Annotated in this window: 18 protein-coding genes; 1 reads left to right on the top strand and 17 read right to left on the bottom strand. The window is 53.8% G+C overall.

Features of this window, described 5'->3' with window-relative positions:
- Positions 1-155: 155 nt before the first annotated feature.
- From fusA to mazG, 14 genes are all read right to left on the bottom strand, one after another.
- Entirely contained in the window at positions 156-2234 is a 2079-nt protein-coding gene (gene fusA, locus BBD38_RS10645; RefSeq protein WP_066688032.1) for an elongation factor G, read from the bottom strand.
- Between the two features lie 369 nt (positions 2235-2603).
- The gene (gene rpsG, locus BBD38_RS10635; RefSeq protein ID WP_066688026.1) at positions 2604-3074 is read right to left on the bottom strand and encodes a 30S ribosomal protein S7; all 471 of its coding nucleotides are present in this window, start codon (positions 3072-3074) and stop codon (positions 2604-2606) included.
- 298 nt (positions 3075-3372) lie between these two features.
- Positions 3373-3747 carry a 30S ribosomal protein S12 gene (rpsL, locus tag BBD38_RS10630; protein WP_066688025.1) on the bottom strand — a complete coding sequence of 125 codons (375 nt, stop codon included), beginning with the start codon at positions 3745-3747 and terminating at the stop codon, positions 3373-3375.
- A gap of 73 nt (positions 3748-3820) precedes the next feature.
- The gene (locus BBD38_RS10625) at positions 3821-4072 is read right to left on the bottom strand and encodes a ribosomal L7Ae/L30e/S12e/Gadd45 family protein (RefSeq protein WP_066688024.1); all 252 of its coding nucleotides are present in this window, start codon (positions 4070-4072) and stop codon (positions 3821-3823) included.
- 44 nt (positions 4073-4116) lie between these two features.
- Positions 4117-4917, bottom strand: coding sequence for a hypothetical protein (locus BBD38_RS10620; RefSeq protein WP_066688023.1), 801 nt, complete (start codon positions 4915-4917; stop codon positions 4117-4119).
- Between the two features lie 88 nt (positions 4918-5005).
- Complete coding sequence (gene rpoC / locus BBD38_RS10615) at positions 5006-8575, bottom strand: DNA-directed RNA polymerase subunit beta' (RefSeq protein WP_066688020.1); 3570 nt, start codon at positions 8573-8575, stop codon at positions 5006-5008.
- 75 nt (positions 8576-8650) lie between these two features.
- A complete protein-coding gene (gene rpoB, locus BBD38_RS10610; RefSeq protein WP_066688017.1) occupies positions 8651-12433 on the bottom strand; it encodes a DNA-directed RNA polymerase subunit beta in 3783 nt (1260 codons plus the stop codon).
- 312 nt (positions 12434-12745) lie between these two features.
- Positions 12746-13843, bottom strand: a complete 1098-nt coding sequence (locus tag BBD38_RS10605) for a PIN/TRAM domain-containing protein (protein WP_066688014.1) — start codon at positions 13841-13843, stop codon at positions 12746-12748.
- Positions 13844-13959: 116 nt separating this feature from the next.
- Positions 13960-15309 carry a DNA repair protein RadA gene (radA, locus tag BBD38_RS10600; RefSeq protein ID WP_066688012.1) on the bottom strand — a complete coding sequence of 450 codons (1350 nt, stop codon included), beginning with the start codon at positions 15307-15309 and terminating at the stop codon, positions 13960-13962.
- Between the two features lie 13 nt (positions 15310-15322).
- Positions 15323-16513, bottom strand: a complete 1191-nt coding sequence (locus BBD38_RS10595; RefSeq protein ID WP_066688009.1) for a TolB-like translocation protein — start codon at positions 16511-16513, stop codon at positions 15323-15325.
- 18 nt (positions 16514-16531) lie between these two features.
- Entirely contained in the window at positions 16532-17701 is a 1170-nt protein-coding gene (locus BBD38_RS10590; protein ID WP_066688007.1) for a bifunctional 2-C-methyl-D-erythritol 4-phosphate cytidylyltransferase/2-C-methyl-D-erythritol 2,4-cyclodiphosphate synthase, read from the bottom strand.
- A 3-nt stretch (positions 17702-17704) separates the two neighbouring features.
- The gene (locus BBD38_RS10585; RefSeq protein WP_066688005.1) at positions 17705-17947 is read right to left on the bottom strand and encodes an RNA-binding S4 domain-containing protein; all 243 of its coding nucleotides are present in this window, start codon (positions 17945-17947) and stop codon (positions 17705-17707) included.
- A gap of 642 nt (positions 17948-18589) precedes the next feature.
- The gene (locus tag BBD38_RS10580; protein WP_258107099.1) at positions 18590-18928 is read right to left on the bottom strand and encodes an HU family DNA-binding protein; all 339 of its coding nucleotides are present in this window, start codon (positions 18926-18928) and stop codon (positions 18590-18592) included.
- A 32-nt stretch (positions 18929-18960) separates the two neighbouring features.
- The gene (gene mazG / locus BBD38_RS10575; RefSeq protein WP_066688003.1) at positions 18961-20409 is read right to left on the bottom strand and encodes a nucleoside triphosphate pyrophosphohydrolase; all 1449 of its coding nucleotides are present in this window, start codon (positions 20407-20409) and stop codon (positions 18961-18963) included.
- A gap of 287 nt (positions 20410-20696) precedes the next feature.
- Here mazG and BBD38_RS10570 point away from each other — a divergent pair, with 287 nt between their 5' ends.
- A complete protein-coding gene (locus BBD38_RS10570) occupies positions 20697-21314 on the top strand; it encodes a MarR family winged helix-turn-helix transcriptional regulator (RefSeq protein WP_066688001.1) in 618 nt (205 codons plus the stop codon).
- 76 nt (positions 21315-21390) lie between these two features.
- On the opposite strand, the gene BBD38_RS10565 is transcribed toward BBD38_RS10570, so the two are convergent.
- From BBD38_RS10565 to pth, 3 genes are all read right to left on the bottom strand, one after another.
- Positions 21391-22605 (bottom strand): peptidylprolyl isomerase, encoded by a 1215-nt coding sequence (locus tag BBD38_RS10565; protein ID WP_066687999.1) that lies wholly within the window; start codon positions 22603-22605, stop codon positions 21391-21393.
- A gap of 104 nt (positions 22606-22709) precedes the next feature.
- On the bottom strand, positions 22710-26108 hold the full coding sequence (gene mfd, locus BBD38_RS10560) for a transcription-repair coupling factor (RefSeq protein ID WP_066687997.1): 3399 nt from the start codon (positions 26106-26108) through the stop codon (positions 22710-22712).
- Positions 26109-26138: 30 nt separating this feature from the next.
- Positions 26139-26693, bottom strand: a complete 555-nt coding sequence (gene pth, locus BBD38_RS10555; RefSeq protein WP_066687995.1) for an aminoacyl-tRNA hydrolase — start codon at positions 26691-26693, stop codon at positions 26139-26141.
- Between the last annotated feature and the right edge of the window lie 215 nt (positions 26694-26908).

Here is a 26908-nt window from a genome sequence, read left to right as displayed (position 1 = left end):
TACATGCGGTTTCGTTCTTTCAAACTTACCCTTTGCCATTGCTTTTTTCTCCTTATTTCTTTTCTCGTTTTTTTCGTAGTGCGGCGATCATCCTCGCCTGTTGCTTCAACATTTTAAAAGCGCCCGCGGTTAATGCTGCAAACCTGAGTACTTTTTTATTTCTTTTCCCCGGCGATCTTCTCTACCATGCTCTTCGGAACCGGTTCATAATGGTCAAACTGCATTGTGAACTGTCCGCGTCCCTGCGTCCTTGAACGCAGGTCCGTCGCATAGCCGAACATCTCGGAGAGCGGCACCATTGCGCGGATAATCTGCCCGCTACCGCGCGCTTCCGTTCCTTCGATCCTTCCGCGGCGGGAATTTACATTTCCCATTACGTCGCCGAGGTATTCCTCCGGAACGACAACCTCAACCTTCATCATCGGCTCAAGCAGGATACTGCCGCCCTTTGCGAACGCTTCCTTGATGGCCATGGAACCCGCAATCTTGAACGCCATTTCAGAAGAGTCGACCTCGTGATAAGAACCGTCTACCAGCGTAACCTTGAAGTCTACCACTTCGTAGCCGCCGACAATACCGCTCTTGGCCGCTTCCTGAATTCCTGCGTCAATCGACGGAATATATTCCTTCGGAATCGCGCCGCCGACGATTTTATTCTCAAACTCATAGCCGCTGCCGGGCTCAAGGGGCTCAACATGGATTTTACAATGACCATACTGGCCTTTACCGCCGGACTGGCGGACATACTTGCCTTCCACGTCGACCGGCTTTGTCATCGCTTCCCTGTAAGCAACCTGCGGCTTACCAACCGAGGCTTCCACCTTGAATTCGCGGAGCATACGGTCTACGATGATTTCGAGGTGAAGCTCGCCCATTCCGGCGATGATGGTCTGCCCCGTTTCTTCATCCGTATACGCGCGGAAGGTCGGGTCTTCCTCCGCCAGCTTCTGGAGCGCCACGGACATCTTCTCCTGGCCCGCCTTCGTTTTGGGCTCGATCGCTACCTGGATAACCGGGTCCGGGAACACCATGTTTTCGAGGATGATCTGCTGCTTATCGTCGCACAGCGTATCGCCCGTTCCAACGTCCTTAAAGCCGACTGCCGCCGCAATATCACCGGCTTCGACCTCGTCGACCTCTTCCCTGTGGTTTGCATGCATCCGCAGGATACGTCCGATCCTCTCACGCTTGCCCTTCGTGGAATTGAGCACATAAGAGCCGCTGCGCAGCTTGCCCGAATAAACACGGAAGAAGGCCAGTTTCCCGACAAACGGGTCTGCCATAATCTTGAACGCAAGGGCCGCAAACGGGCCGTTCGGGTCTGCCGGACGCTCGATTTCTTCGTCCGTACCCGGCTTGATTCCCTTTACCGGAGGAATATCCAGCGGGGACGGCATCAACTCAACGATTTTATCGAGCAGCGGCTGCACGCCCTTATTGCGGTATGCGCTGCCGCAGCACACCGGGATAATCGTTCCGGCGATCGTTCCTTTGCGCAGGACTTTGATGATTTCTTCTTTTGTAATCTCTTCGCCTGCGAAATATTTTTCCATAATAGACTCGTCGTGATCGGCCACGGATTCAATCAGCTTCTCACGGTAGTCGTCCGCAATCTCTTTCATATCGTCCGGGATGTCCACCACATCGAACTTCGTGCCCGTAGGATCATCCTCGGGATATGTGATCGCCTTCATTTCCACGAGGTCGATCACGCCGGAGAAGGTGTCTTCAACGCCGATTGGCAATTGAAGCGGCACCGGATTTGCGCCAAGGCGCTCCTTAATCATATCGACCACGTTATAAAAATCGGCGCCCATGATGTCCATCTTATTGACAAACGCCATACGCGGAACACCATAGCCTTCCGCCTGACGCCATACGGTCTCAGACTGGGGCTCTACGCCGCCCTTCGCACAAAACACCGCCACAGCGCCGTCCAGCACGCGCAGGGAACGTTCCACTTCCACCGTGAAGTCAACGTGCCCGGGAGTATCGATAATATTAATCTGATGACCTTCCCACTGTGTCGTTGTTGCGGCAGACGTAATCGTGATGCCTCTTTCCTGCTCCTGCTCCATCCAGTCCATGACTGCGTTACCGTCGTGGGTGTCACCGATTTTATAGGTTCTGCCCGTATAGAACAGGATACGTTCCGTAGCGGTGGTCTTACCCGCATCGATATGCGCCATGATACCGATATTCCTTACTTTTTCAAGAGGAAATTTTCCAGACATTGTATCTCCTTTCCAATTTCGATCAAAAATTTATATAAAAAAATTTTTTAGCCAACAGACAACAGTATACTTGGGCGGCACGCGGATATCCAGCGTTTTTACACAAAATTTGCCGCGCGTTTACAATAAGTTTACCGCTCGGAAAACGCCGCAAACCCGCATGGCTGCCGATACACGCAGCCGCGTGTTCGCTCTTCGTCGCAAAGCCCGCCCTGCTCCGTTCCGCTCTCACGGATACTTCGCCTGTGCGCTGCTCCGCCGCTTTCCCACGGGGTGCCCTTTTAAAGCATCGGCGGTTTTACAGGGAATTCCCCCGCAAAACCGCTTCCGCAATTCCTGTCGCCATTCAGTTGATATGCCTTCGGCTTCTTACCACCTGTAATGTGCGAACGCCTTGTTCGCTTCCGCCATCTTATGCATATCCTCTTTCTTTTTCACGCTTGCGCCCGTATTATTGGCCGCATCCATGATTTCCGAAGCAAGGCGCTCACGCATCGTGCGCTCGCCGCGCTTATTCGAAAACAATGCCAGCCAGCGAATTGCGAGAGTCTGGCGACGCTCGGGGCGCACTTCCATCGGAACCTGATAGGTTGCACCGCCAACGCGCCGTGCCTTTACTTCAAGTACAGGCATTACGTTTTCCATGCAGGAATTGAATACGTCGATCGCATCCTGTCCTGTTTTTTCTTTGATTATTTCAAAAGCGTCGTAGCAAATCCGCTGGGCCGTCCCCCGCTTCCCGTCAACCATAATCTGGTTGATAAGCTTGGTTACGACCGTGCTGTTATACATAGGATCCGCTATTACCTCACGCTTCGGAACTCCACCACGTCTAGGCATTAGAAAGCCCTCCTTTTAGTCAATGAATAGTGAATAAACAATAATGAATAATGAAGGAGCCGCTCCGCGGCAGCATACATTATTCCCGTGACAAGCTATGCTGGAATCTTCAAATAAGATTTTTAAAGCAAGCTTGCCAGGCGCGCAATGTGGTTTCACATTTCACGCGACAAAAGCGCTCATGATTCGATGGGTTCTGGATTTTTCAGGGAACCCGCAGGATGCAATAGAACACAAGGTCCATTGCGGCCTGCGGAAGCCGCAGGAAAATTCAAAACCCGCAAATCCGAGTACTTTTTTACTTTTTCGGCATTTTCGCGCCATAACGCGACCTGGCCTGTTTCCGATCCGCAACACCGGCCGTATCGAGGGCACCGCGAATGATATGGTATCTTACACCAGGGAGGTCTTTTACCCTGCCGCCCCTGATGAGGACAACGCTATGCTCCTGCAGGTTATGTCCAATACCCGGAATATAAGCCGTACCTTCCATGCCGTTTACAAGGCGAACCCTTGCAATTTTACGGAGGGCAGAATTCGGCTTTTTAGGAGTCATCGTCCTTACTGCAAGACATACCCCTCTTTTCTGCGGGGACTGTTTCAGTATAGGCGAATTCGACTTTGAAATCTGAGATTTTCTGCCGTGTTTTACCAATTGGTTTATGGTAGGCATACACGCACCTTCCTTTCTTAAATCGTCAATTCTTACAGAATATAGTTTAAATTCTCCGCAACCCTGAAGAAAATTAATTTTTGAGGATCGCCGCACATGCGGCTGCCACATCGATGCCGCACTGCGCCCCAAGCTCGCGCATGGAATCCACATTCACCACATGGATATCCTTTTCGCCAATGGCCGCCAGAATCTGTTCCTTTACGTGCACGTCCGCATCGTCGGCAATGTACACGAGTACGACTTCATCCGCGTCAAGCCCGCGCAACAACTGCTTCAGGCCAACCACCTTGTTTTCGGCGTTTTTCAATTCTTCATACATCATATTCCCTCAAAAAACGCAAAAAGCGCGCCTAAATATAATACCACTCAAATGTTGATATTGTCAAGCATATCGTCTTCTTCCTCTTCGCCGGGTTCACGCCGCCGTTTCAGGCAGTCGTACGCTTTTGTTTTATGGAAGAAAACCTTCGGCATTCCGTCGCTGCCCGTCTGGAAAAAAAACCAGCCCCGGTTCAGCATCTGCCTTATCTGCGGAATTTCGGCAAGGTCAACCTTTACCCGTTTCTTTATTTTTTTCAAATGGGATGCGGCGAGGTTTTTTCCGAGGAAATAACCCGCAAGCAGCATCAGTGCAATGAAGATGTACGGCATAAACGCCATCCAGTTTGCCATTGCCTGGCCGATCTGCGGAATCATCAGCAGTACAAAGGCCGCCACAAGAAAGCCGAGAAAGGTTCCGAGCTGCAGGGTATCCGCCATGCGGAACGCCTTTTTACACTCCTTGCCGATGCCCGCCTGGATGGAAAGAAGCGAACCGATTGGCGTGCGCACCTTTTTCCCCAGCCCAAGGATCATGCCTTTTTCGGCATAGGGTTCGGGATGCGCCATTTCAAAGGTCGCGTAATATTCGGCTTTTTCCGGTTTTTCATCCTTGCAGAACTGGCATTCATCCGAAAGATGGAGGTCATCGATATTATCCGGCAGGTAAGAAAGCGTTACCTTCCAGTGTTCGAGCGCCTCTTCCTTTTTATTGTCCGACTTCAGCGAACTGATATAGCACTGGTAACAACCGTTTTTCCCCAGCCAGTCGCACAGCTCGCTGTCCGCAATCGGACATCTCTTTTTCATTTCTTCATTCTGGCGCGGATCATAATTTGTATTGCCCATTCAATCCTCCTACAGAGCCCCCGCTCTTTGTGAGCCTTGCAAAAAGCGGAGGCGTTTCCGCCTCCGCCCGCTGTTCTGTCTATTTGTTTCAGAGTTCGGTATCCGACAGGTTGTCGTCGATCTGGGCCGCGATATCTTCATTGACGACATTGCTGATAACGTCAATGTTCTTATACCGCTTCATACCCGTACCGGCCGGAATCAGCTTACCGATGATGATATTCTCCTTGAGGCCGAGAAGCGGGTCCACCTTTCCTTTGATTGCCGCCTCGGTAAGCACCCTCGTCGTTTCCTGGAAGGAAGCCGCCGAAAGGAAGCTGTTCGTGGAGAGCGACGCCTTGGTGATTCCGAGCAACACGCGCGACGCGGTTGCCGGTTCCTTCCCTCCCGCGATCATCTGTTCGTTTTCCTTATCGAACTGGAAAATGTCCACAAGCTCGCCCGGAAGCATGGACGTATCGCCCGCATCCTCAATCTTACACTTTTTGAGCATCTGGCGTACGATGATCTCAAGATGCTTATCGGAAATTTCAACACCCTGCATCCGGTATACCATCTGGACTTCCTTCAGGAGGTATTCCTGAACGCCCTTGACGCCCTTGATTTTCAATATATCGTTCGGGTTGATCGAGCCTTCCGTGAGCTCGTCGCCCGCTTCAATCGTCTGCCCGTCCACAACCGTTACGCGCGAGCCGTACGGAATGAGATAGGTTTTCGCCTCTCCCGAATCGTTTGCCACGGTGATTTCACGCTTTTTGCGCGTATCGTTGATGGCGACCGTACCGGCAATTTCGGAAATAACCGCAAGGCCGCGCGGCTTCCGCGCCTCGAACAGTTCCTCGACACGGGGGAGACCCTGCGTAATATCTCCGCCGGCGACGCCGCCCGTATGGAACGTCCGCATCGTAAGCTGCGTACCCGGCTCGCCGATGGACTGTGCCGCGATGACGCCCACCGCTTCACCGATATCCACCGGTCCGCCTGTGGCCATGTTCGCGCCATAGCACTTCGCGCATACGCCATGCTCGCTCTTGCAGGTGAACACCGTACGGATATAAACCTCTTCGATGCCCGCCTTTTCTATCCGTTCGGCAATTTCATTCGTAATCATCTCGTTGGCCTTAATGATTACATTGCCGTCCTTATCAATAACATCCTGCGACGTATAGCGCCCGCGGATTCTGTCTGCAAGCGGCTCGATCACTTCCTTGCCGCTCGTATTCGTAAGCTTCCTGATCGGCACGCCCTGCACCTGTTCGCCAAGGCTTTCAAAGCAGTCCACCTCGCGTACAATAACGTTATGCGAAACGTCGACCAGACGGCGGGTAAGGTAACCCGAGTCTGCCGTACGGAGCGCCGTATCGGCAAGGCCCTTGCGCGCGCCGTGCGAGGAAATAAAGTATTCCAGAACGGTAAGGCCTTCACGGAAGTTCGCACGGATCGGGATTTCAATGATTTCACCGTTCGGGTCCGCCATGAGGCCGCGCATACCGGCCAGCTGCCTGATCTGGTTCGTGGAACCACGGGCGCCGGAGTTCGCCATCATATAGATGGGGTTGAACTCGTCAAGGCTCTTCATGAGCGCATCCGTAACCTTGTTGGTCGTTTCCTCCCAGACCTTGACCGCATTGTCTTTCTTCTCTTTATCCGTCAGCAGGCCGCGCTTATACTGCTTTTCAATCGTAAGGACGCGGTCTTCCGCTTCGGCAAGCAGTTTCTTCTTCGCCGGCGGAATCTTGATATCCGATACGGAAACCGTAATCGCGCCGATCGTCGAATAATGGAAGCCCTGCTTCTTGATATTATCGAGCACATGGGAAGTCCTTGTGGGCCCAAGCTTGGCGAAGCAAAGGTCAACCAATTTCCCGAGCTGCTTTTTGTCGATCAGCTGGTCTACCTCGAACTTCAATTCGTTTTCGGGGATGGAACGGTCCATATAACCGAGGTCCTGCGGGATTGCCTGGTTGAAAATCACGCGGCCCGTCGTCGTCTCGATGATACCCGTTTTCATCTCGCCGTTTACTTCTTTTGTCACACGGATTTTCACCATCGCCTGGAGGTCGATATTCCCCGTGTTGTATGCAAGGATCGCTTCATCCGGCGAAGCAAAGATGCTGCCTTCACCCTTTGCGCCTTTTCTATGGATGGTCAGGTAATAGGAACCGATGACCATATCCTGCGTAGGCGATACAACCGGCTTCCCGTCCTGCGGCTTCAGGATATTGTTTGCCGCAAGCATCAGGAACCTTGCTTCAGACTGCGCCTCCACCGAAAGCGGAACGTGCACGGCCATCTGGTCGCCGTCAAAGTCGGCGTTATATGCCGTACAGGCAAGCGGATGCAGCTTGATGGCGCGGCCTTCCACGAGGATCGGCTCAAACGCCTGGATTCCAAGCCTGTGCAGCGTAGGCGCACGATTGAGGAGCACCGGATGTCCCTTAATCACTTCTTCAAGCACGTCCCAAACTTCGGGGCGCACCTTTTCCACCATCCGCTTTGCGGATTTGATGTTATGGGCAAAGCCTTCCTCAACGAGCTTTTTCATGACGAACGGCTTAAAGAGCTCGAGCGCCATTTCCTTCGGAAGGCCGCACTGGTACATTTTGAGTTCCGGGCCGACCACAATAACGCTTCGCCCGGAATAGTCGACACGTTTGCCGAGCAGGTTCTGGCGGAAACGCCCCTGCTTGCCGCGCAGCATATCGGAAAGAGACTTAAGCGGCCTGTTGCCGGGGCCCGTCACCGGGCGTCCGCGCCTGCCGTTATCGATTAATGCGTCCACCGCTTCCTGCAGCATGCGCTTTTCGTTCCTGACGATGATGTCCGGCGCACGCAACTGCAAAAGCCTGTTCAGGCGGTTGTTGCGGTTGATTACACGACGGTACAGGTCGTTGAGGTCCGACGTCGCAAAACGTCCGCCGTCAAGCTGTACCATCGGGCGCAGCTCCGGGGGAATCACCGGGATAACGTCCATAATGATCCACTCCGGCTTATTCCCGGACTGGCGGAATGCCTCCACCACCTCGAGGCGCTTGATCGCACGGATGCGCTTCTGGCCCGTAGAGGTTTTCAGCTCCTCGCGCAAGGCCTTGGCTTCTTCCTCAAGGTCGACTTTTTTCAGCAGCACCTTGACCGCTTCCGCGCCCATGCCCGCCGAAAACGCATCCTCGCCAAACTTGGCCTGTGCCTCGCGGTATTCCTTATCTGTCAGCAACTGCTTGTATTCAAGGGGGGTTTCACCCGGGTCCGTTACGACAAAGGCGGCAAAATACAGCACCTTTTCGAGCGAACGCGGGGACATATCGAGGAGCAGGCCCATGCGGGATGGAATCCCCTTAAAATACCAAATGTGGGAAACCGGGGCGGCAAGCTCGATGTGGCCCATACGCTCGCGGCGCACCTTGGCGCGCGTCACTTCCACACCGCATTTTTCGCACACAATTCCCTTATAGCGGATTCTTTTGTATCTTCCGCAGTGACATTCCCAGTCCTTTGTCGGTCCGAAAATGCGTTCACAGAACAGTCCGTCCTTCTCCGGCTTCAATGTGCGGTAGTTGATCGTTTCCGGCTTTTTTACCTCGCCGTGCGACCATTCGCGTATTTTTTCCGGAGATGCCAAACCAATCTGTATCGAATCAAATGTATTGAGTTCAAACAAAGGTAACTCCACTCCTCTCTGCTATCTCAAAAAAATTATAAACCATTCATACGTCCGCGCCGGGTGCGCAGGGCGTTACATATCGTCGGGGTCGTCCATGCCTTCCGTATCGATGTTGAGGTCTTCGCTGATATCGATATCCTCTTCAAGGTCGCCGATCACATCGTCGTCAAAATCGTCAAAATCAATATCCTCGTCTTCAAGCAGGCCGATGTCCGGCAGGTCGAGCTCGTCCATCGAAATATCGTCGAGGTCCTCGATGACCATATCGCCCGCATCAAAGTCTTCGCCATCCTCCGGAAGGTCTTCCGCTCCGGCAATGTTGATATCGATTGCCATGCCGTCGTCATCGTCCGTTTCCTTGATGGCAATTTCGCCCCTGTCTTCGGAGAGCACCTTGATATCAAGGCCAAGGCTCTGCATTTCCTTAATCAGCACCTTAAAGGATTCCGGAACGCCCGGTTCGGGGATATTCTCTCCCTTAACGATCGCTTCGTACGTTTTGACACGGCCCACAACGTCATCCGATTTCACGGTCAGGATTTCCTGCAGCGTATTTGCCGCGCCGTATGCCTCGAGCGCCCACACTTCCATCTCACCGAAACGCTGGCCGCCGAACTGCGCTTTACCGCCGAGGGGCTGCTGCGTAACGAGGGAATACGGCCCCGTGGAACGCGCGTGAATCTTATCGTCCACCAGATGGTGCAGCTTTAAGATGTACATATAACCGACGGTAACGCGGTTTTCAAACGGCTCGCCGCTGCGGCCGTCGTAAAGCACCGTTTTGCCGTCGGGCGAAAGCCCGCTCTGCGCGAGAAGCTGTTCGATGTCTTCCTCGGAAGCCCCGTCGAATACCGGCGTCGCCACATTGAACCCAAGAGCGCGCGCCGCCATGCCGAGGTGAACCTCAAGCACCTGCCCGATGTTCATACGGGAAGGTACGCCGAGGGGGTTAAGAACGATATCAAGCGGACGGCCGTCCGGCAGGAACGGCATATCCTCCATCGGAAGGATACGCGAGATAACGCCCTTGTTGCCGTGGCGTCCGGCCATTTTATCACCCACGGAGATTTTCCGCTTCTGTGCAATGTAAACACGCACGAGCTTATTAACGCCCGCCGTGAGTTCATCCTTGTTTTCACGCGTGAATATCTTGACATCCACGACCACGCCGCCCTCGCCATGCGGCACCCGCAGGGAAGTATCGCGCACCTCGCGCGCCTTTTCACCGAAGATCGCCCGCAGGAGCCGTTCTTCCGCCGTGAGCTCGGTCTCACCCTTGGGCGTAACCTTGCCGACAAGGATGTCGCCGCTGCGAACCTCCGCGCCGATGCGGATAATACCGCGCGAATCGAGGTCCTTCAGCGCGTCTTCGCCTACATTCGGAATGTCGCGCGTAATTTCCTCCGGCCCGAGCTTCGTGTCCCGCGCCTCCGCTTCATACTCCGCCACGTGCATGGAGGTGAACACGTCGTCCTTTACAAGGCGCTCGGAAAGGAGCATTGCGTCCTCGTAGTTATAGCCTTCCCATGTCATGAACCCGATCAGCACATTTTTGCCGAGGCCAAGCTCGCCCTGCGCCGTGGAAGGCCCGTCGGCGACCACCTGCCCCGCTTCAATCTTCTGTCCTTCATATACGATCGGAAGCTGGTTGATGCACGTTCCCTGGTTGGAACGCGCAAACTTAATCAGGTGGAACTCGGATTCCGTTCCGTCGTCGTTTGCAATCACAATATTTTTTGCGTCTACGCTCTTTACGACACCGCTCTTCTTGGAAATGGAGAGCACGCCGGAGTCGTACGCCGCTTTATATTCCATACCCGTTCCAACCACCGGCGCTTCCGGAATCAGCAGCGGCACCGCCTGCCTCTGCATGTTGGAACCCATGAGGGCGCGGTTTGCGTCGTCGTTTTCAAGGAAGGGAATAAGGGAAGTCGCGACCGAAACAAGCTGCTTCGGCGAAACGTCCATCAGGTCCACTTCGTTCCTCGTTACCTCGACGATCTGGTCGCGCACGCGGCACATAACGCGCTCGCGTACAAACTGCCCGTTCTCGTCGATCGGCTCGTTTGCCTGCGCAACGATGAGGTCTTCCTCCTCGTCCGCCGTCATATACTGCACCTTATCCGTCACAAGCCCGTTTTTCTTGTCAATAATACGGAAAGGTGTTTCGATAAAGCCGTATTCGTTTATCCTTGCATAGGTGGAAAGAGACCCGATGAGGCCGATGTTCGGGCCTTCAGGCGTCTCGATCGGGCACATGCGGCCGTAATGCGAATGGTGAACGTCACGCACGTCAAAGCTTGCACGGTCACGGTTGAGGCCGCCCGGCCCCAGGGCCGACAGCCTTCTTTTATGCGTGAGCTCGGCAAGCGGGTTCGTCTGGTCCATAAACTGCGAAAGCTGGGACGAACCGAAGAATTCCTTGATGGAAGCCGTCACCGGGCGGATATTGATCAGGTTTGAGGGCGTCGCCACGTCCATATCCTGAATCGACATCCGCTCGCGCACCACACGCTCGAGCCTCGTAAGGCCGACGCGAATCTGGTTCTGCAAAAGCTCGCCCACGCTGCGCAGGCGCCTGTTGCCGAGATGGTCGATGTCGTCCGTCACGCCGAGGCCGTATTTAAGGCCAAGGAAATAACTGACCGAAGCGAACATATCGTCGATGATAATGTGCCGCGGAATCAGCACATGCAGGTTTTCCTTAATCGTTTCCTTAAGCTTTTTCTTATCTGCTCCGTACTCGTCAAGCATTTCTTTTAAGGCCGGATAATAGACCTTTTCATTGATCCCGACGTCCGCAGGTTTGAAATCGAGGTATCCCTTTGCGTCCACAAAGCGGTTGCCGTGTACGCGCGCCACCTCTTCCCCAACGGAAATATCCACCGAGGGAATGCCCGCGTTCTCAATCGCCAACGCCATTTTCGGCGTAATTACGTCGCCCGCGGAGGCAAGAAGCTCGCCGGTATCCTCGTTTACCACATTTTCTGCGGCAACCTGGTTTTCGATCCGGCTTGAAATCGCCAGTTTTTTGTTGAATTTATACCGTCCGACGCGCGCGAGGTCGTACCGCTTATTATCAAAGAACAGCGAACCGATCAAAATATTGGCGCTTTCCACCGTCGGCGGCTCGCCCGGACGCAGGCGCTTGTAAATTTCAAGCAGGCCTTCCTCCTTGACGGAGGTATTATCCTTTTTGATGGTAGCCTCGATATTAATATCGTCGCCAAAAAACGCGCGCAGGTCCGTATCCGTGGAAAGCCCCATCGCACGCAGGAACACCGTCACCGGAAGCTTCCTCGTCCGGTCTACGCGGATATACATGCAATCGTTGGAATCCGTCTCATATTCCAGCCATGCGCCCCGGTTCGGAATTACCGTGGAACTGAAGAGGTCTTTGCCCGTCTTGTCCTTCGCAACCCCAAAATAAACGCCGGGACTCCTGACGAGCTGCGACACGATAACGCGCTCGGCGCCGTTGATGATGAAGGTTCCCTTCTCAGTCATCAGCGGAAAGTCGCCCATGAACACTTCCTGTTCCTTAACTTCGCCCGTTTCCTTATTGAAGAGGCGCACCTGTACCTTGAGGGGCGCGGCATAGTTCACGTCGCGTTCCTTGCATTCCTCTACATCATATTTAGGTGAATCGGAAATGTGGTAGTCCACAAATTCAAGTACCAGGTTTTCGGAATAGTCCGTAATGGGGGAGATGTCTTTCAGTACTTCCCCAAGGCCCTCCTCTAAAAAGCGTTTGTAAGAGTTCTTCTGGATTTCGATTAAGTCCGGCATATCAAGAACTTCTTTGATCTTGGAAAAGGTCATTCTCTTATTCGTTCCAAACTTAACTTCATGCATACTAAACAACAACTCCTATATTTAAATTGATTATTCACGACCGAAAAGCACATGCACGTCTATCACACCGCTTTTCCAAACACCCCGGAATTGGCTTTCCAGAGGCATTTTGGCCCGGACCGGTAGAGCCAGTCCACCACAGTACAACTATGCTAATGCAGTTTACTATATTATCACAGGAAAAACAAGATGTCAACAAGAATTTTTTTGCCCTGCCGCAATTTTTTTCGTATCAGCCAAAGCATGTCCCGTTTCCTTCCCCGCTGCCGGAAAATTGGAAACGCGGGCGAGGCCGCCCGCGCTTTTCCCGCATTATTTTGTTTTGGCAAAAATCATCCGGCCCGCCGCGGTTTGCAGCACACTGGTGACAATCACGTCGAGCGTCTCGCCTTCCCGGCCCTTCGCTCCCTCCACGACGATCATCGTCCCGTCGTCGAGGTACGCGACGCCCTGGCTTGCCTCCTTGCCGTCCTTTACAATGGTAACCGACATTTCCTCGCCCGCCATCAGGATCGGCTTGACCGCATTGGCAAGCTCGTTAATATTGAACACCGGAACGTCCTGCACCGCCGCCACCTTGTTCAGGTTGTAGTCGTTGGTGACAACCTTGCCCCCGAGGTCCTTCGCCAGCTTCAAAAGCTTGATGTCCACCTCGGGCACATCCTCATAATCCGCGTCCGTAACCCGGACGGAATTCTTGAGCTCCTTTTGCATGCTGCTTAAAATATCAAGCCCGCGCCTGCCGCGCGTCCGCTTCATGGAATCGCTTGAATCCGCAATTCTCTGCAGTTCTTTCAGCACGAACTCCGGCACCACGATATCTCCCTCGAACATTCCCGTTTTGCAGATGTCAAGGATACGCCCGTCGATAATAACGCTGGTGTCAAGTATCTTCGGCGAAATAAAGGTTCCCGGTTCTTTCCGGGCCTCCGTTCCTTTTCCCGATTTGCGCGAATGCAGGAACGCCGTGAAATCAAACCGGCGGCGGACACCCATGGAAAGGCCGATGGACCCGAACACAAGGTATACGAGGATCGTAAGCGGTATCGATAACCACGCAATCGGGATCAGCCCGATAATAATGGAAATAAGCGCCGCCACCACAAGCCCCAGAATCAGCCCGATCGTTCCTGAAAGAAGCGTTACCGACGGCGTCGCCGCAAGCTTTGCCTCCACCTTTTTCGTGTTCTTTTCAAACGCGCCCGCCAAACGTTTGGATAAAATAAAAAATATGATTCCGGAAATAATTCCACTTGCGATATACGCGACGAATGGCACCCATGTCTGGAGCGTGCTGAAAAGGTCCGCCGATGCGAAGTAGTTGTACAGCGTCACCCCGAGGAGCACCAGCCCCGGGCCGATGAAGCATCCGACTACTACAATAAAGAGCCGCATCAGTTTATAAAACATCCTATCACTCCTTCCTATTTAATTTTCATAATATTAAGCCATACCTCCCGCTACAGGGAATGCTTACCAGTATAAAATAAAATTATGTCTTTTCTATGAACAATACCTTACAAATCTTAAAAAACCTTCGCGAGGACATCCGACAGCGTGCTGACGCCCTCCACCTTTGCCTTGTACTCCACGCCGCGTTCAAGACTGCTTTTGGGCACAAACACCCGCCCGATTCCCATCTTGGCACATTCGGATACCCGCTTCGAAAGCTGGGCCACATGGCGTATCTCGCCCGAAAGCCCGACCTCGCCGATGAAGGCCGTATCCCTCGGCACCCCGAGGTTCCTCAGGGAAGACACGATGGAAACCGCCATCGCAAGGTCCGCCGCGTGTTCGCGCACCTTGATGCCGCCCGCCACGTTTACAAAAATATCCTGCTGATACAGTTTTAAACCAATTTTCTTTTCCAAAACCGCACATATCATATAAAGGCGGTTCTGGTCAATTCCCGATACAAGCCGCCGCGGGATATTAAGCTGGGTATGCGCGCACAGCGCCTGGATTTCAAGCAGCATCGGCCGCGTGCCCTGGGTGGCGGCAAAAACGGAGACGCCGCTCATATCCTGCCCGAAGTCTCCCTCGAAAAGCATCGTGGGATTTTTTACCTCCATCATGCCCGCATCGCGCATTTCAAATACGCCGATTTCGTCCGTGGAACCGAAACGGTTTTTCACCGCGCGCAGGATGCGCAGGTTTGACGTGCGTTCCCCCTCAAAATAAAGGACCGTATCCACGATATGTTCAAGCACGCGCGGACCCGCAATCGCGCCCTCTTTGGTTACGTGGCCCACGATAAACACAGCTATTCCCATATGCTTTGCGGCCTGGGTAATGCGCGAGGCGCAGCCGCGCACCTGCCCGACGCTGCCCGGCGCCGAGGAAAGGCCCGCGTCGTAAAGCGTCTGGATAGAATCGATAATCAGGAATTTAGGCGAAAGCTGCTCCACCCCCGCAAGGATGCTGCCCACTTCCGTCTCCGCCATCAGGTAAATATTTTCTTCCACCCCAAGGCGTTTCGCGCGCATCTTAATCTGCGAGGGCGATTCTTCCCCCGACACATAAAGCACGCTCCCGTAGGCCGTCAGTTGTTTGGCCACCTGCAAAAATAGCGTTGATTTCCCGATCCCCGGTTCCCCGCCCGCGAGGGTAACTCCCCCCGGCACGACGCCTCCCCCGAGGACGCGGTCGAACTCTTCAATTTCCGTGCGGAACCGTTTCCCTGATTCCAGCGGAATTTTATCAAACGTTACGATGCGTCCGGGAACGGAGGTGCTTTTCCCCGCCGCCGCAGGCGCGGTCACGACGAGCTCTTCCACCATGGTATTCCAGCTTTCGCAGGACGGGCACTGGCCCGACCATTTCCCGCTTGCATATCCGCATTCGCTGCATATAAACTGCGTTTTGCTCTTTGCCACTTAAGTTCCTCCGTCAGTTTCCGGGCACATACGCATACTGGACCACTTCGTCAAGCACGGCGTTTTCGGTGGATTTGTCCGTTTCATCGTAATAGCAAACGCCGTTCCCGTTTGCCGAAGCAAGCCGGTTGCGCGTCACGTCGTTCGTGAGTTTCACCGTATCCGTCGAATTGGTATAGGCCACGTAAATCTGCCCGTCCTTGGAATAGGCCACAAAATTATCTCCAATGTCGTAATCGAACACGCCTTCCGCAAGCTTTGCCGGCTCGCCGCCCTCCGTGGATATCATCAGCGTACAGGAGGAGCTGTTTTTTTCTGTCCTGAACACAATTTGCTTTCCATTCGTTTTCGGCCCGTATACGGTATTTCCAAAATTGTAATCGTCAAATGTCGAAGTGTCCCCATCGAAAGCAATCCGCTTCAAAACGCTGTTCCCTTTGCCGTCCTCCACCGCCCATACCATGTCGGACTGTGAAATGTCCACGTTGCTGTTTCCCGTGGTCGGCTCATACAGCTTGATCGTCGCGGGCTCGCGCGTCTCTACGTTATAGATATAAAGGCGCTGTGTTTCTTCCCCCGCCCACTGCATGAAAGCGAGCCGGTCTCCGCTGATCGAAAGGCCGGGCGGGGCGTATGCATATTCCTTAATCAGGAACTGTTCGTCTTTTTCAAGGTCATAACCCAAAATCCGTCCGCCGCCGGTTACCAGGCTGTCAAGATAAACGGCAATGTTTCCCGACAACACGGGTGAAATGAAATTATTGTACTTTTTTTCCGTATTTGCGAGCAGCCGTTCCTCGCCCGTCCGGGTGTTGTAGACGACCACGCCGTCAAGCTGCTGGATATTTCCCTTCTGCACCTGGGTGGTAAAAATAATATTATCCCCGTCAATATACGGCTCGTTTTTGAGCTGGTATTTTTTATCAAAGTACATTTCCTCAGATTTGATTGCCTTGGGCGCGCCTTCCTCATCCAGGGAAAAGCTCGCTTCCACCTTCGGCTGGTAACGCAGCGAAGGGTCTACCCCCTTAATCAGGTCTTCCACCAGTGGAAATCCGAAAAATATAATCGCCAAAACACCCGCCGCAATCCCGGCGATAAACAGGACGACCCGAAAGCGCATCCAGAAATTATTCCGTTTGATGCGGCTGAGCATCATTGGCTGCCGCACGGTCGTTATGCTTTTATGCCTGTGTCTGCGCATACTTTCGTTTCCTTTGTGTTATTGCCGCTTTTTCTGGAGGATACACGCCGCCTGCGCGGCGGCGCCCTCGCCCCGGCCGACCGCGCCGAGGTATTCCGTCGTGGTCGCCTTTACGTTCACATAGGAACGCGGCATACCGAGCGCATTCGCAATGTTTTCAACCATCGCGTCGCGGTAAGGCATTACCTTGGGCTTCTGCATAATCAGCGTGCTGTCAATATTAATCACGCAATATCCATACCTGGCCAGCAGCGTTCCCACTTCCTTTAAAAGATCGATGGAATAGATATCCTTATATTTCGGGTCCGTATCCGGGAAGAGCTCCCCGATATCGCCCATACGCGCGGCGCCGAGGAGCGCGTCCATAATCGCGTGCACCAGCACGTCCGCATCGGAATGGCCGTCAAGGCCGAATTCGCAGGGAATCTCCACCCCGCCGATCACGAGCCTGCGCCCCTTTGCAAAGGCATGCATGTCAAAGCCGTTCCCAATCCGGATATCGGAGGCCTGCTGCTTACGGGCAATATCCTCTCCCTGCTCCACGTCGGCGCGGGTCGTGAGCTTGATATTGTCCGGCGAACCGGGCACAATATGCACTTCGTCGCAAATGCGTTCCACAAGCGACGCATCGTCCGTACCCAGGAAGCCGTCTTCCGCCGCCTGCGCATAGGCCCGCATAATGAGGTCGCGCGAAAAGGCCTGCGGAGTCTGCACGCATACCAGTTCCTCACGCGGAAGCGTTTCCTCCACCACGTTGCGCCTGGTACGCTTGATGGTATCCGTCGCCGGGATGGCGGTAACGCCGCTCCCGCAGCGGATGGCGCTCGCCGCGCAGTCGCGGATGATGCGCTCCGTCACAAAGCACCGTGCCGCGTCGTGGACCATTACGATGTCCGCATCGCCCGGCACAAGGCGGAGGGCGTTGGCCACGGAATGCTGACGCTCCCTGCCTCCTTCGCAGAAAACACAGCGGACGCCTTTAACGTATTTATTTGCCTTGCGTTCCATGGTTTCGCGCTCTTCCGGTTTACATACGACGATAATATCCGAAAAAAGTCCCGTCGCTTCAAATGTCTTCAGGCAGCGCACCACAGCGCTTTGTTCGTCAAATTTAATAAAAACCTTATTGGTATCCATTTTCATGCGGCGGCCGCTGCCCGCCGCAAGGATAATCGCACAAATCTTCATCGCCTATTCCAGCACCTCATACATTCCTTCGGCTTCCTGCTTCCTCGTTGTATCCACAAGGGCAAGCACACGCACGCGGAGCGGCTTCGAACCGAATTCAATGGTGATTTCGTCCCCCACCTTCACCGCATAGCTTGGCTTGCGTTCCTTTCCGTTCACAAGGACGCGGCTGCCCGCGCATGCGGACTGCGCCACCGTGCGGCGTTTTATGAGCCGAGATACTTTCAGGTATTTGTCCAGTCTCAAATCTTTATTCCTCGCTTACAGCAAATTGAAACAGGATATACGGCTGTACCAGCGTATGCCGTATATAGTTTCCGGCAAATATTGCCCGTTCGAACATTCGAAAAACTATAACAGTACATAGATAGTTATATTATATCTCTTTTTATGGCAAGATTCAATTGGCCGGCAGGCATGCGCTCCTGAATTTACGAATTGTTAAAATTATTCGCGCGGTACTCCCCAAAACCGGTCTGTTCCTGACGGCTCCTGTCAGATTGTTTTCGTGCAACAAAAAAGGCACCCACCTTATGGCGCTCGCCCCGCTCGCTTCCCAAGGGGAACACGCTGTTCCCCTTGGGTGATCCCCTCGCTCAATGTTGTTTTGCCCGGCGAAAACGCCGCCGCGCAAAACCGATTTGTTCCTGACGGCTCCCGTCAGATTGTTTTCGCACAACAAAAAAGGCACCCACCTTATGGCGCTCGCACTGCTCGCTTCCCAAGGGGAACACGCTGTTCCCCTTGGGTGATCCCCTCGCTCAATGTTGTTTTGCCCGGCGAAAACGCCGCCGCGCAAAACCGATTTGTTCCTGACGGCTCCCGTCAGATTGTTTTCATGTAACAAAAAAGGCACCCATTATTGGATGCCCTGTTTGCATTCTCAGCTTATTTTACAGCATCTTTGAAAGCTTTGCCGGCTTTGAAAGCGGGAACTGTGGAAGCAGCGATCTTGATCTGCTCCTTCGTCTGCGGGTTGATGCCCGTACGTGCAGCGCGCTTTCTTGCTTCAAACGTACCGAAGCCAACAATCTGTACTTTTCCGCCCTTTTTGATTTCTGCGATAATGCTGTCTGCAAATGCGCTCAGAGCAGCGTCTGCGTCCTTCTTGGAAATTCCGGCCTTTGCCGCGATAGCAGCTACGAGTTCAGTCTTATTCAAAACTTTACCCTCCTTGAGATTTTTTAATAAATTTCCGGGCGGAGGCCACTCCGCGCGGTTTGACACTGTGATGATTATAATACAATCAAATGCATAAATCAACCTATTTTTTCAGCATTTTTGCCTATTTCATCCGCTTTTTCACGCTTTGCACGCTCCCACAAACCGTTGAGCTCGGAAAGTGTGAGCCCGGCGAGTTCATTTTCCGCATACTTTTCCATCAGTGCCAGCCGTTCAATAAACTTTTCGCATGTTTTATTGAGGCATAACTCGGGATTGGTCTTTTTAAGGCGCAGGACGTTGATTACCGCAAACAGCAAATCGCCTGCTTCGCCCTCCATAGCGTCCTTTGTCCCGTTTTCAAGCTCTTCCTTCCATTCGGCAAGCTCTTCCTCTACCTTGGGGAACGCCGCGTTCGCATCGTTCCAGTCGAAACCGACCGCCGCCGCTTTTTTTTGCAGCTTATACGCCCGCATCATCGCCCCCATCGAGCGCGGTACGTCGCGCAGCACGGAAACAAAGGTCTCATTGTTTTTTTCTTCCCGCTTAATAGCTTCCCAGTTGGTAACGACCTCTTTCGCCGTATCCGCCCTGCCGTCCCCAAAAATATGCGGATGCCGGCGGATCATTTTTTTGCATACCGCCGTCGCTACGTCGTCAATATCAAATTCCCCGCACTGGCGCGCCACCTCCGCGTGGAACACAACCTGCAGGAACACATCGCCGAGCTCATCGTACAGCGCACAGATATCGTCCGCGTCAATCGCGTCCACCACCTCGTAGGCTTCCTCGAGGATATACTGGCGCAGGCTTTCGTGCGTCTGCTCCCTGTCCCACGGGCAGCCGTTTTCCCCGCGCAGCACCTTCATCACGCGCACGAGGTCGTAAAGCCCATACCGTTCCTTTTCATATAACGGGACCGCGGGCAACACAAAAATCCCGCCCGTTCCAAGCTCTATATTCCGGTCTAGGTCGTAAAGCTTCACCAGCGCGGATTTCCCGCCCGCGTAAAGCATTCCCCGGGTGTCCTCCGCGTAGTATTCGGACAGGGCGCACTTCACCCCTTCCGCAGAATAGGCATTATCCACGCCCGTAATGACCAGCGCACCCGTGGTGTCGAAAACCGCGCCGCCTATGTCCCGGGCGCTGAACACGCCGTATTCCCCAACCGGGAACTCGCTTCGCGCCGCAGTAACCGCCGCCGCGACTGCACTGCCGCAGGAAATATAGGTAAGGCTGGCCCCCTGCCGCAAAAGTTCCCGGATAAAACCGTTCGTTCCCGCATCGCCAAGCACACAAAAAACCACACTCCCGCGCGCCGCCTGCCCGATGCGTCCGGCGCCCGCGGCATACAGTGCGTCAAAATCCTCCGCCGTTTCAAACAGGTCGTCCAGCGTAACAATATTCCGGTTCCATTCCCGGACTTGTTTTGCGCATTCCGCCCGTTCACTTTGCAGGACAACGGCGTCCGCCTCCCGGATCGCGCGGGCAGCGCGCAGCGGCAGCATATCCGCTTCGGGCACAAGTTCTACAATCTGTAATTCCATCAGCTTCCACACTTTCCGTTCATCGTTATCCCAAAATTATATCCGCTTTCCTTCCTCTTTGCAACCAACGCCGGAAAAGCAGAAGAGGAAACCGATTCCGCATGGCGGCCGGGAAAACCATTGTTTCCAAGGAGGAATTCATCCGTACCTGCAGATAGGTACGGCAAATTCTTTGAGGTTCCCCCGAAAAATATTTCAGTACCTAATCATTTTTCTGTTGACATCGGCTTTCAATGGAGCTATATTATTTAATAAGGTGCCTAATCAATTGAAAGGAGCACGATGAAATGGATTCACACTTACAAAAAAAACTGATGGATCAATCCTTCCGTTTTTCCCGCCTGATGGGGCGTATCTATCACTTTTACCACAAACAGGGGGAAAACCCGCTGCTGCATCCCGGCCAGGGACGTCTGCTTTTCCAAATTCTTGAAAACGAGCCTGTCGGTCAGAAGGACCTTGCTTTCCTGCTCGACATCCGTCCCTCCTCCTTAAGCGAGCTTTTGAAAAAGCTCGAAGATAAAGGCCTTGTCGCACGCACGCCGGACGACAGGGACAAGCGCAATATGATTGTTACGCTTACGGAACAGGGGAAGGAGCTTGTGCAGCAGACAACGCAAGGCCGGGAGGCATTGGATGAAACAATATTCGGGGCGCTTTCCGAAGACGAACGGAAACAGTTTTCTTTCCTGCTCGGCAAACTGACAGATTCATGGCAGTCCGTCCTTGCGGAGGCAGGCGAACCCGAGGAACCGCTTGGCCGCGGTCCTCACTGCGGCCCCCGGGGAGGTTCGCCGGAGCATGGCCCGCACCACGGGCCATGTCCCGAAATGGACCCCCGCTTCCGCCGCCACCACAAAGGCGCATGGGATGAGCGCTTCCGTAACTGGGGCCGCTGCGAATAGCATTTCCCCTGGAACGATACTTCCAAAAAGGGACTGTACAAAATCTGTACAGTCCCTTTGTTTTACCCTGTTCAGCTTATGCAAATGTGGAGAGCCGGTCCGGATAGGTCTTGATGCTTTCCTCACTCTTCCATTGCTCGATCGTTTCATCCTGATGCGCCGTCTGTACCTCATTCAGCTTTTTGCTGGTGATGCTTTCTTTCACATCTTCAAAGGGCACTTCTCCGCCGCCCTCGCTCGTATACTGGATGATATGGTAGCCGTAATCCGTCGGCACAAGGTCGGAAATCGAACCCACGGACGGAAGGGCCATCGAGGCCGTTTCAAACGGTTCCACCATGCCCGAGCCCGGGAATACGAGATAGCCCTTCGTTTTCGCCGGTTCAGACTTCATTCCGGTATCCGTGCCCAGTTCTTCAATCAGCGCGTCAAAATCTTCGCCGGATTTCGCGCGTGCAAGCGCGGCGTCCGCGGAATCTTTGATTTTAGCAAGCTCTTCCTGCAGCTTTGCGTCCGCTCCTTCGTCGTCCCCATTCTGGCGCAGGGTTTTAATTTCACTCTGTACGTCGTCGGGCAGGCCGATCAACAGGTTTTTGACATACCGCGCGCCCTTGGGCTCGTACACCACCGTGCCGGAATTTTTATACGTCGTATAGGCTGTCGCGTCTTCTTCAATCGCAGGCTTCTGCGTTTCCATCAGCTCGTCGTAATATGCTTTCGCTTCTTCCTCGGAATAGCTCACTTCCCCGTTCAGCTTTTCCACTTCCGCATTGATCGCATCCGTCTTGATCGAATCTTCAACCGCTTTGTCGATATCCTTATATCCGTACAACTCGGAATATTTTGCATACTGCTCTTCGATATAAGCGTCCTTATCCGTGATTGTATCGTCGGCGTTCGCCGTATCCTCAATGCCGCTCTTAAGGCTTGCAAGCGTATCTTCAATGCCCTTCCGCTTTTCCGCGCGCACTTCTTCCGTATCCTCGACAAGGCCGTCCGCCTGCGCGTGCTGGTACAAAAGCTCGCCCTTTACAAACTGGTCGAGCATATCTTCCTTCATGGCTGTAAACTGCTCCGCGCCATATTGCTCGGCAAACTGTTCCCGCGTCATACCATAAACCGCAAGGTTCATATCGACCTGGTCCATCACCTCGCCTTTGGTGATCTGCGTCCCGTTTACCTCTGCCACAACCTGTGCGCGGTCTTTATCTTCGTTGACCGATACCATGGAACACGATGCAAGCGCAACGCACAGGACGGCGCACACTGCCGTTACCATGATTTTTTTCATTCGATTCATAATTGCTATTGTTCCTTTCCAATAAATGCATAATGGATATATTATACAGGATGTCCCCATATTTTGCAACGCAGGCCCATTATACGGATTTCCATTCAACCCTTCCGGCGGCGCATCTTTATCCCACCCAAAAACTCAAGGAACGCGTTCGTATCAAATCCCTTTTCCGTCCGATAAACAAGCGTCGGCGGGGTCGACGGTCTCAGTATAACATCATTTGCGCGTCCGCTCACCATTTTTAACAGTTTCTTTACATTCGGGTTCACCGTTTCCGAATATTTCAGCTCGATTCCGTCCGCCTTCTTAATCACGCTGGCAATCCCGGCGGCAGCCGCATAGCTTTTCACCGTCGCCGTAACGATCAGGTTGTTGACCTCTTTCGGGATTTTGCCGTAGCGGTCGGCGATCTCCTTCGCCGCGGCCTTTGCGTCCGCTACCGTCTTGATTTTTGAAATCAGCTTATAGATATCCATCTTATCCGTCTGGCCCGCGATATAGCTGTCCGGAATATAGGCGGGTACGCCAAGCTCTACCGAGGTTTCAAATTCCGCCTCCACATGCCTGCCCCTTGCCGTTGCAACCGCCTCGCGCATCAGCTTGCAATACATGGCATAGCCCACGGTCGCCATATGCCCGCTCTGCTCCGGCCCTAAAAGGTTCCCCGCGCCGCGAATCTGCAAATCCCGCATGGCAATTTTAAATCCGCTCCCAAGCTGTGTAAACTCACGGATCGCCGCCATGCGCTTGGCCGCGTTTTCCTTCATGCTGCCGTCGCCAAGATAGGTAAAATAGGCATATGAATTTTTATCCGAACGGCCCACGCGCCCCTTCAGCTGATAGAGCTGTGAAAGGCCGAATTTATCCGCCTCATATACAATGATCGTATTCACGCTGGGGATATCGATACCGCTTTCAATAATCGTCGTGCACACAAGCACGTCGTATTCCCCGTCGATGAACCCTCCCACGACGCGCTCGAGCTCAGCCTCGCCCATCTGCCCGTGCGCGGCCGCAACCCGTGCCTCGGGCACATTGCGTTTCACATCGGCCACAAGCCGGTCCATTTCACTGATCCTGCGGCATACAAGGTAGGCCTGTCCGCCCCGGCCGATTTCGCGCATAATCGCGTCGCGCAGAAGTCCGTCCGAATAGCGCATCACATAGGAATACGGTTGTTTGCGCATGGAAGGCGGCGTATCGAGCGTACTCATATCCCGGATACCCACGAGCGACATTTCGAGCGTACGCGGGATCGGCGTCGCCGAAAGCGTCAGCACGTCCACGCTTTGTTTCAAAAGCTTGATCTTCTCCTTGTGCGTCACCCCGAAGCGCTGCTCTTCATCCACAATCAAAAGCCCCAGGTCGTTGAACTTCACGTCGCCCGAAAGAAGCCGGTGGGTGCCGATGATAATATCAATTTTTCCCCGCCGCAAATCTTCCAGCACTTGCTTGTGCTGTCCCTTGGAAAACCGCGTCAGGCCCGCGATGGTCACGGGAAAATCATGGAACCGTTCCCGGAAGGTCTTTAAATGCTGCCGGGCGAGCAGCGTCGTCGGTACGAGCACCGCCACCTGCTTGCCGTCCCCCGCCGCCTTCATCGCCGCGCGCATAGCGACCTCCGTCTTGCCATACCCCACATCCCCGAGCAAAAGCCTGTCCATCACGCGGGGAGATTCCATATCTTTTTTGATTTCCTCGATACTCTCCCGCTGTCCATCCGTTTCCTCATATTCAAAGGCGTCTTCGAACTGCTTTTGCCACACCGTATCCTCCGGGAAAGCATGTCCCTTGCTTTCAAACCGCTGGGCATACAAATCCACAAGGTCAAAGGCCAGTTTTAAAGCCGATTCGCGCGCCTTTGTTTTGGCAGTTTCCCATTCGCGGCCGCCGAGCCTTGAGAGCTGTGGCGGCGCATCCTCGCTGCCGATATATTTCTGCACGCGGTCGATCTGCGCGGTGGGAATATAGAGCTTGTCTCCCCCGCGGTATTCGATTTCCATATACTCCGCGACCGTCCCGCCCGCTTCAAGCGTTTTGAGCCCAAGGTATTTCCCTTTGCCGTGCACGTCGTGCACCACAAAATCCCCGGGGGAAAGATCGCTGAAAATATCTTCCTCCGCATGCTGCCGCTGCTTTTTAACCGGCGCTTTCTTTACGCGCCCGTAAATATCATTCGCACCCAGCACGAGGAGCTTTCCCGATGGAATTTCAAATCCATAGGAAACATATTCCCCGCTGACCGAAAGCGGGGACGACATTTCCTTTTCCACAGGCGCGATTACGTCAAGCTCCGCAAGGGCGGAGGAAAGCGCCTGCGCCTTGCCCCCCGCAAACATGCGCACGGAATAGCCGTGTTCCCGCCGTCCCAGCAGGTCCTTTGCAAGCTGATCCACACGGCCGCGGTATTCCACCGCCCCGTGCATCTCCATATCCACCTCGCCCACCGTTTTCAGCCGTGCGTTTTTCGTGCCCGCCATATCGATGATATCGGCGTTTTTGTTTTTAATAAGCGTCCGCAGCTCGCCCATGCTTTCGCCCTGGACAGGAAAGGCGTCGCCTTCCGCCGTAACGTGGGCGACCATATCCGAAAACTCCGTCAGGATGCGTTTTCCCTCGCCGTAAATCCGTTCAAAATCATCAAACAGGAGGAGGGCGTCCGGAAAATAATCCGTAATATATGCCGGGGGAAACATCACCGGCAGGAAAGTTCCGGCGTTTTCAAAATTGCCGTATTCCTCCACATCCGCCATGATGCTGTCCGCAAGCTTTTTGTTCTCCTGCTGTTCGAGATAGCTGAACAGCTTTTTCTTTTCCTCTTCGCCCAGCACCACCTCGCGCGCCGGCGGCAGGAGATATTCTTTCGCCGGTTTTCCCGCCGACCGCTGGGTCTCGCTGTCAAAGGTGCGGATGCTTTCAATTTCATCGTCAAAAAACGTAATGCGCAGCGGCATTTTGGAATCAGGCGGATAAATATCAAGGATTTCCCCGCGCCGCGCAAATTCCCCGCGCGAATAAACGGTTCCCACGCGTTCATATCCGTTCCGGGTAAGCTCCTGCATTAGCGCTTCGCCGTCATAGCTGCTTCCCGTTTCAAGCAGCAGGCAGGTCCCGTTAAACTTTTCCCGCGGGACAACTTTCCCGAGAAACGCGCGTATGGAAAGGAATACCGGTTTCCTTACCGCCCCGGCATTTTTCATGACCTTTACGCGCACGAGTTCTTCATCGCGCCCCTTGGCCTGTGCCGCGCGTATGGAATCATCGTTTTCAGGGAACAGTACGCCTGCCGCGGCCGCATATTCACGCGCCGCCTGTTCCGTATTTGTGACGCACAGCACCTGCCTGCCTGCGCTCCTTGCAACCGCTTCGGCAAAATATGCCTTGGCATGCGGGGTAACGCCAAAAACCGAGCAGGGCAATTGCCCTCCCCGGATACATTTCAATACATCCTGGAACGCGCCGCTTTTTATAATCAGCGGGCTTACCGCGTCGTTCAAATCACGCTTCCTTTCATTCAATAAGCATTGCTATTTATTAAATTTCGCCTGGGCACGCGCAACACCTTCGAGCACGATACTTTCGCAGGCGTCCGCCGCACGGCTGAACAGTTCCTGCGCTTCGTCGCGCTTTTCCTTCTCAAATTTTCCCAGCACATGCCCGATCAGGTTTCCTTCCGGTTTGCCGATCCCGATTCGGATGCGCGGGAAATCGCCGGAACCGGTATAGCCGATAACCGACCGCATTCCATTGTGCGTTCCCGCGCTGCCCTTTTCACGAATGCGCAGCGCGCCAAAGGGAATATCGATATCGTCATACATCACGATCAGCCGGGAAAGGTCGGCATTGTAATAATTGAGAATTCCGTCCACCGCATAGCCGCTGTTGTTCATAAAGGTCGTCGGGCGGATCAGCATGACCTTCTCGCCGCCGATCATTCCCTGCCCGGCATGTGCGTCAAATTTTGTCGACTTCAGCTTGATACCATGACGCCTGGCAAGAATATCCAGTGCCTGGAAGCCCGCGTTATGCCGCGTATTTTTATATTTCAGGCCCGGATTCCCGAGCCCGGCGATAAAATACATAGATTCCTCCAAAAATGCAGAATAAGCCCCGCGCTTCCTCTTCCGGCGGCAACGCTTTTATTTCCGCTTATCTTTCCAATCCGTCTTTACAGTCTGCCTGCTTCGCGCATTCGCTCGTCACAACTCGCCTCTTTGCTTGTTTCGCCGCGCCGCGGCAAAACTTCGCTCTGTCGGCGGTTGCTCCTCTTCCCCGTCGAACCCACTTCGTTGGGCTT

Origin of the sequence: Christensenella intestinihominis (assembly GCF_001678845.1) — a bacterium.
Lineage (GTDB): Bacteria > Bacillota > Clostridia > Christensenellales > Christensenellaceae > Christensenella > Christensenella intestinihominis.
Note: the sequence above shows the minus strand (reverse complement) of the source record. Positions and strands in the feature narration are given on the sequence as shown.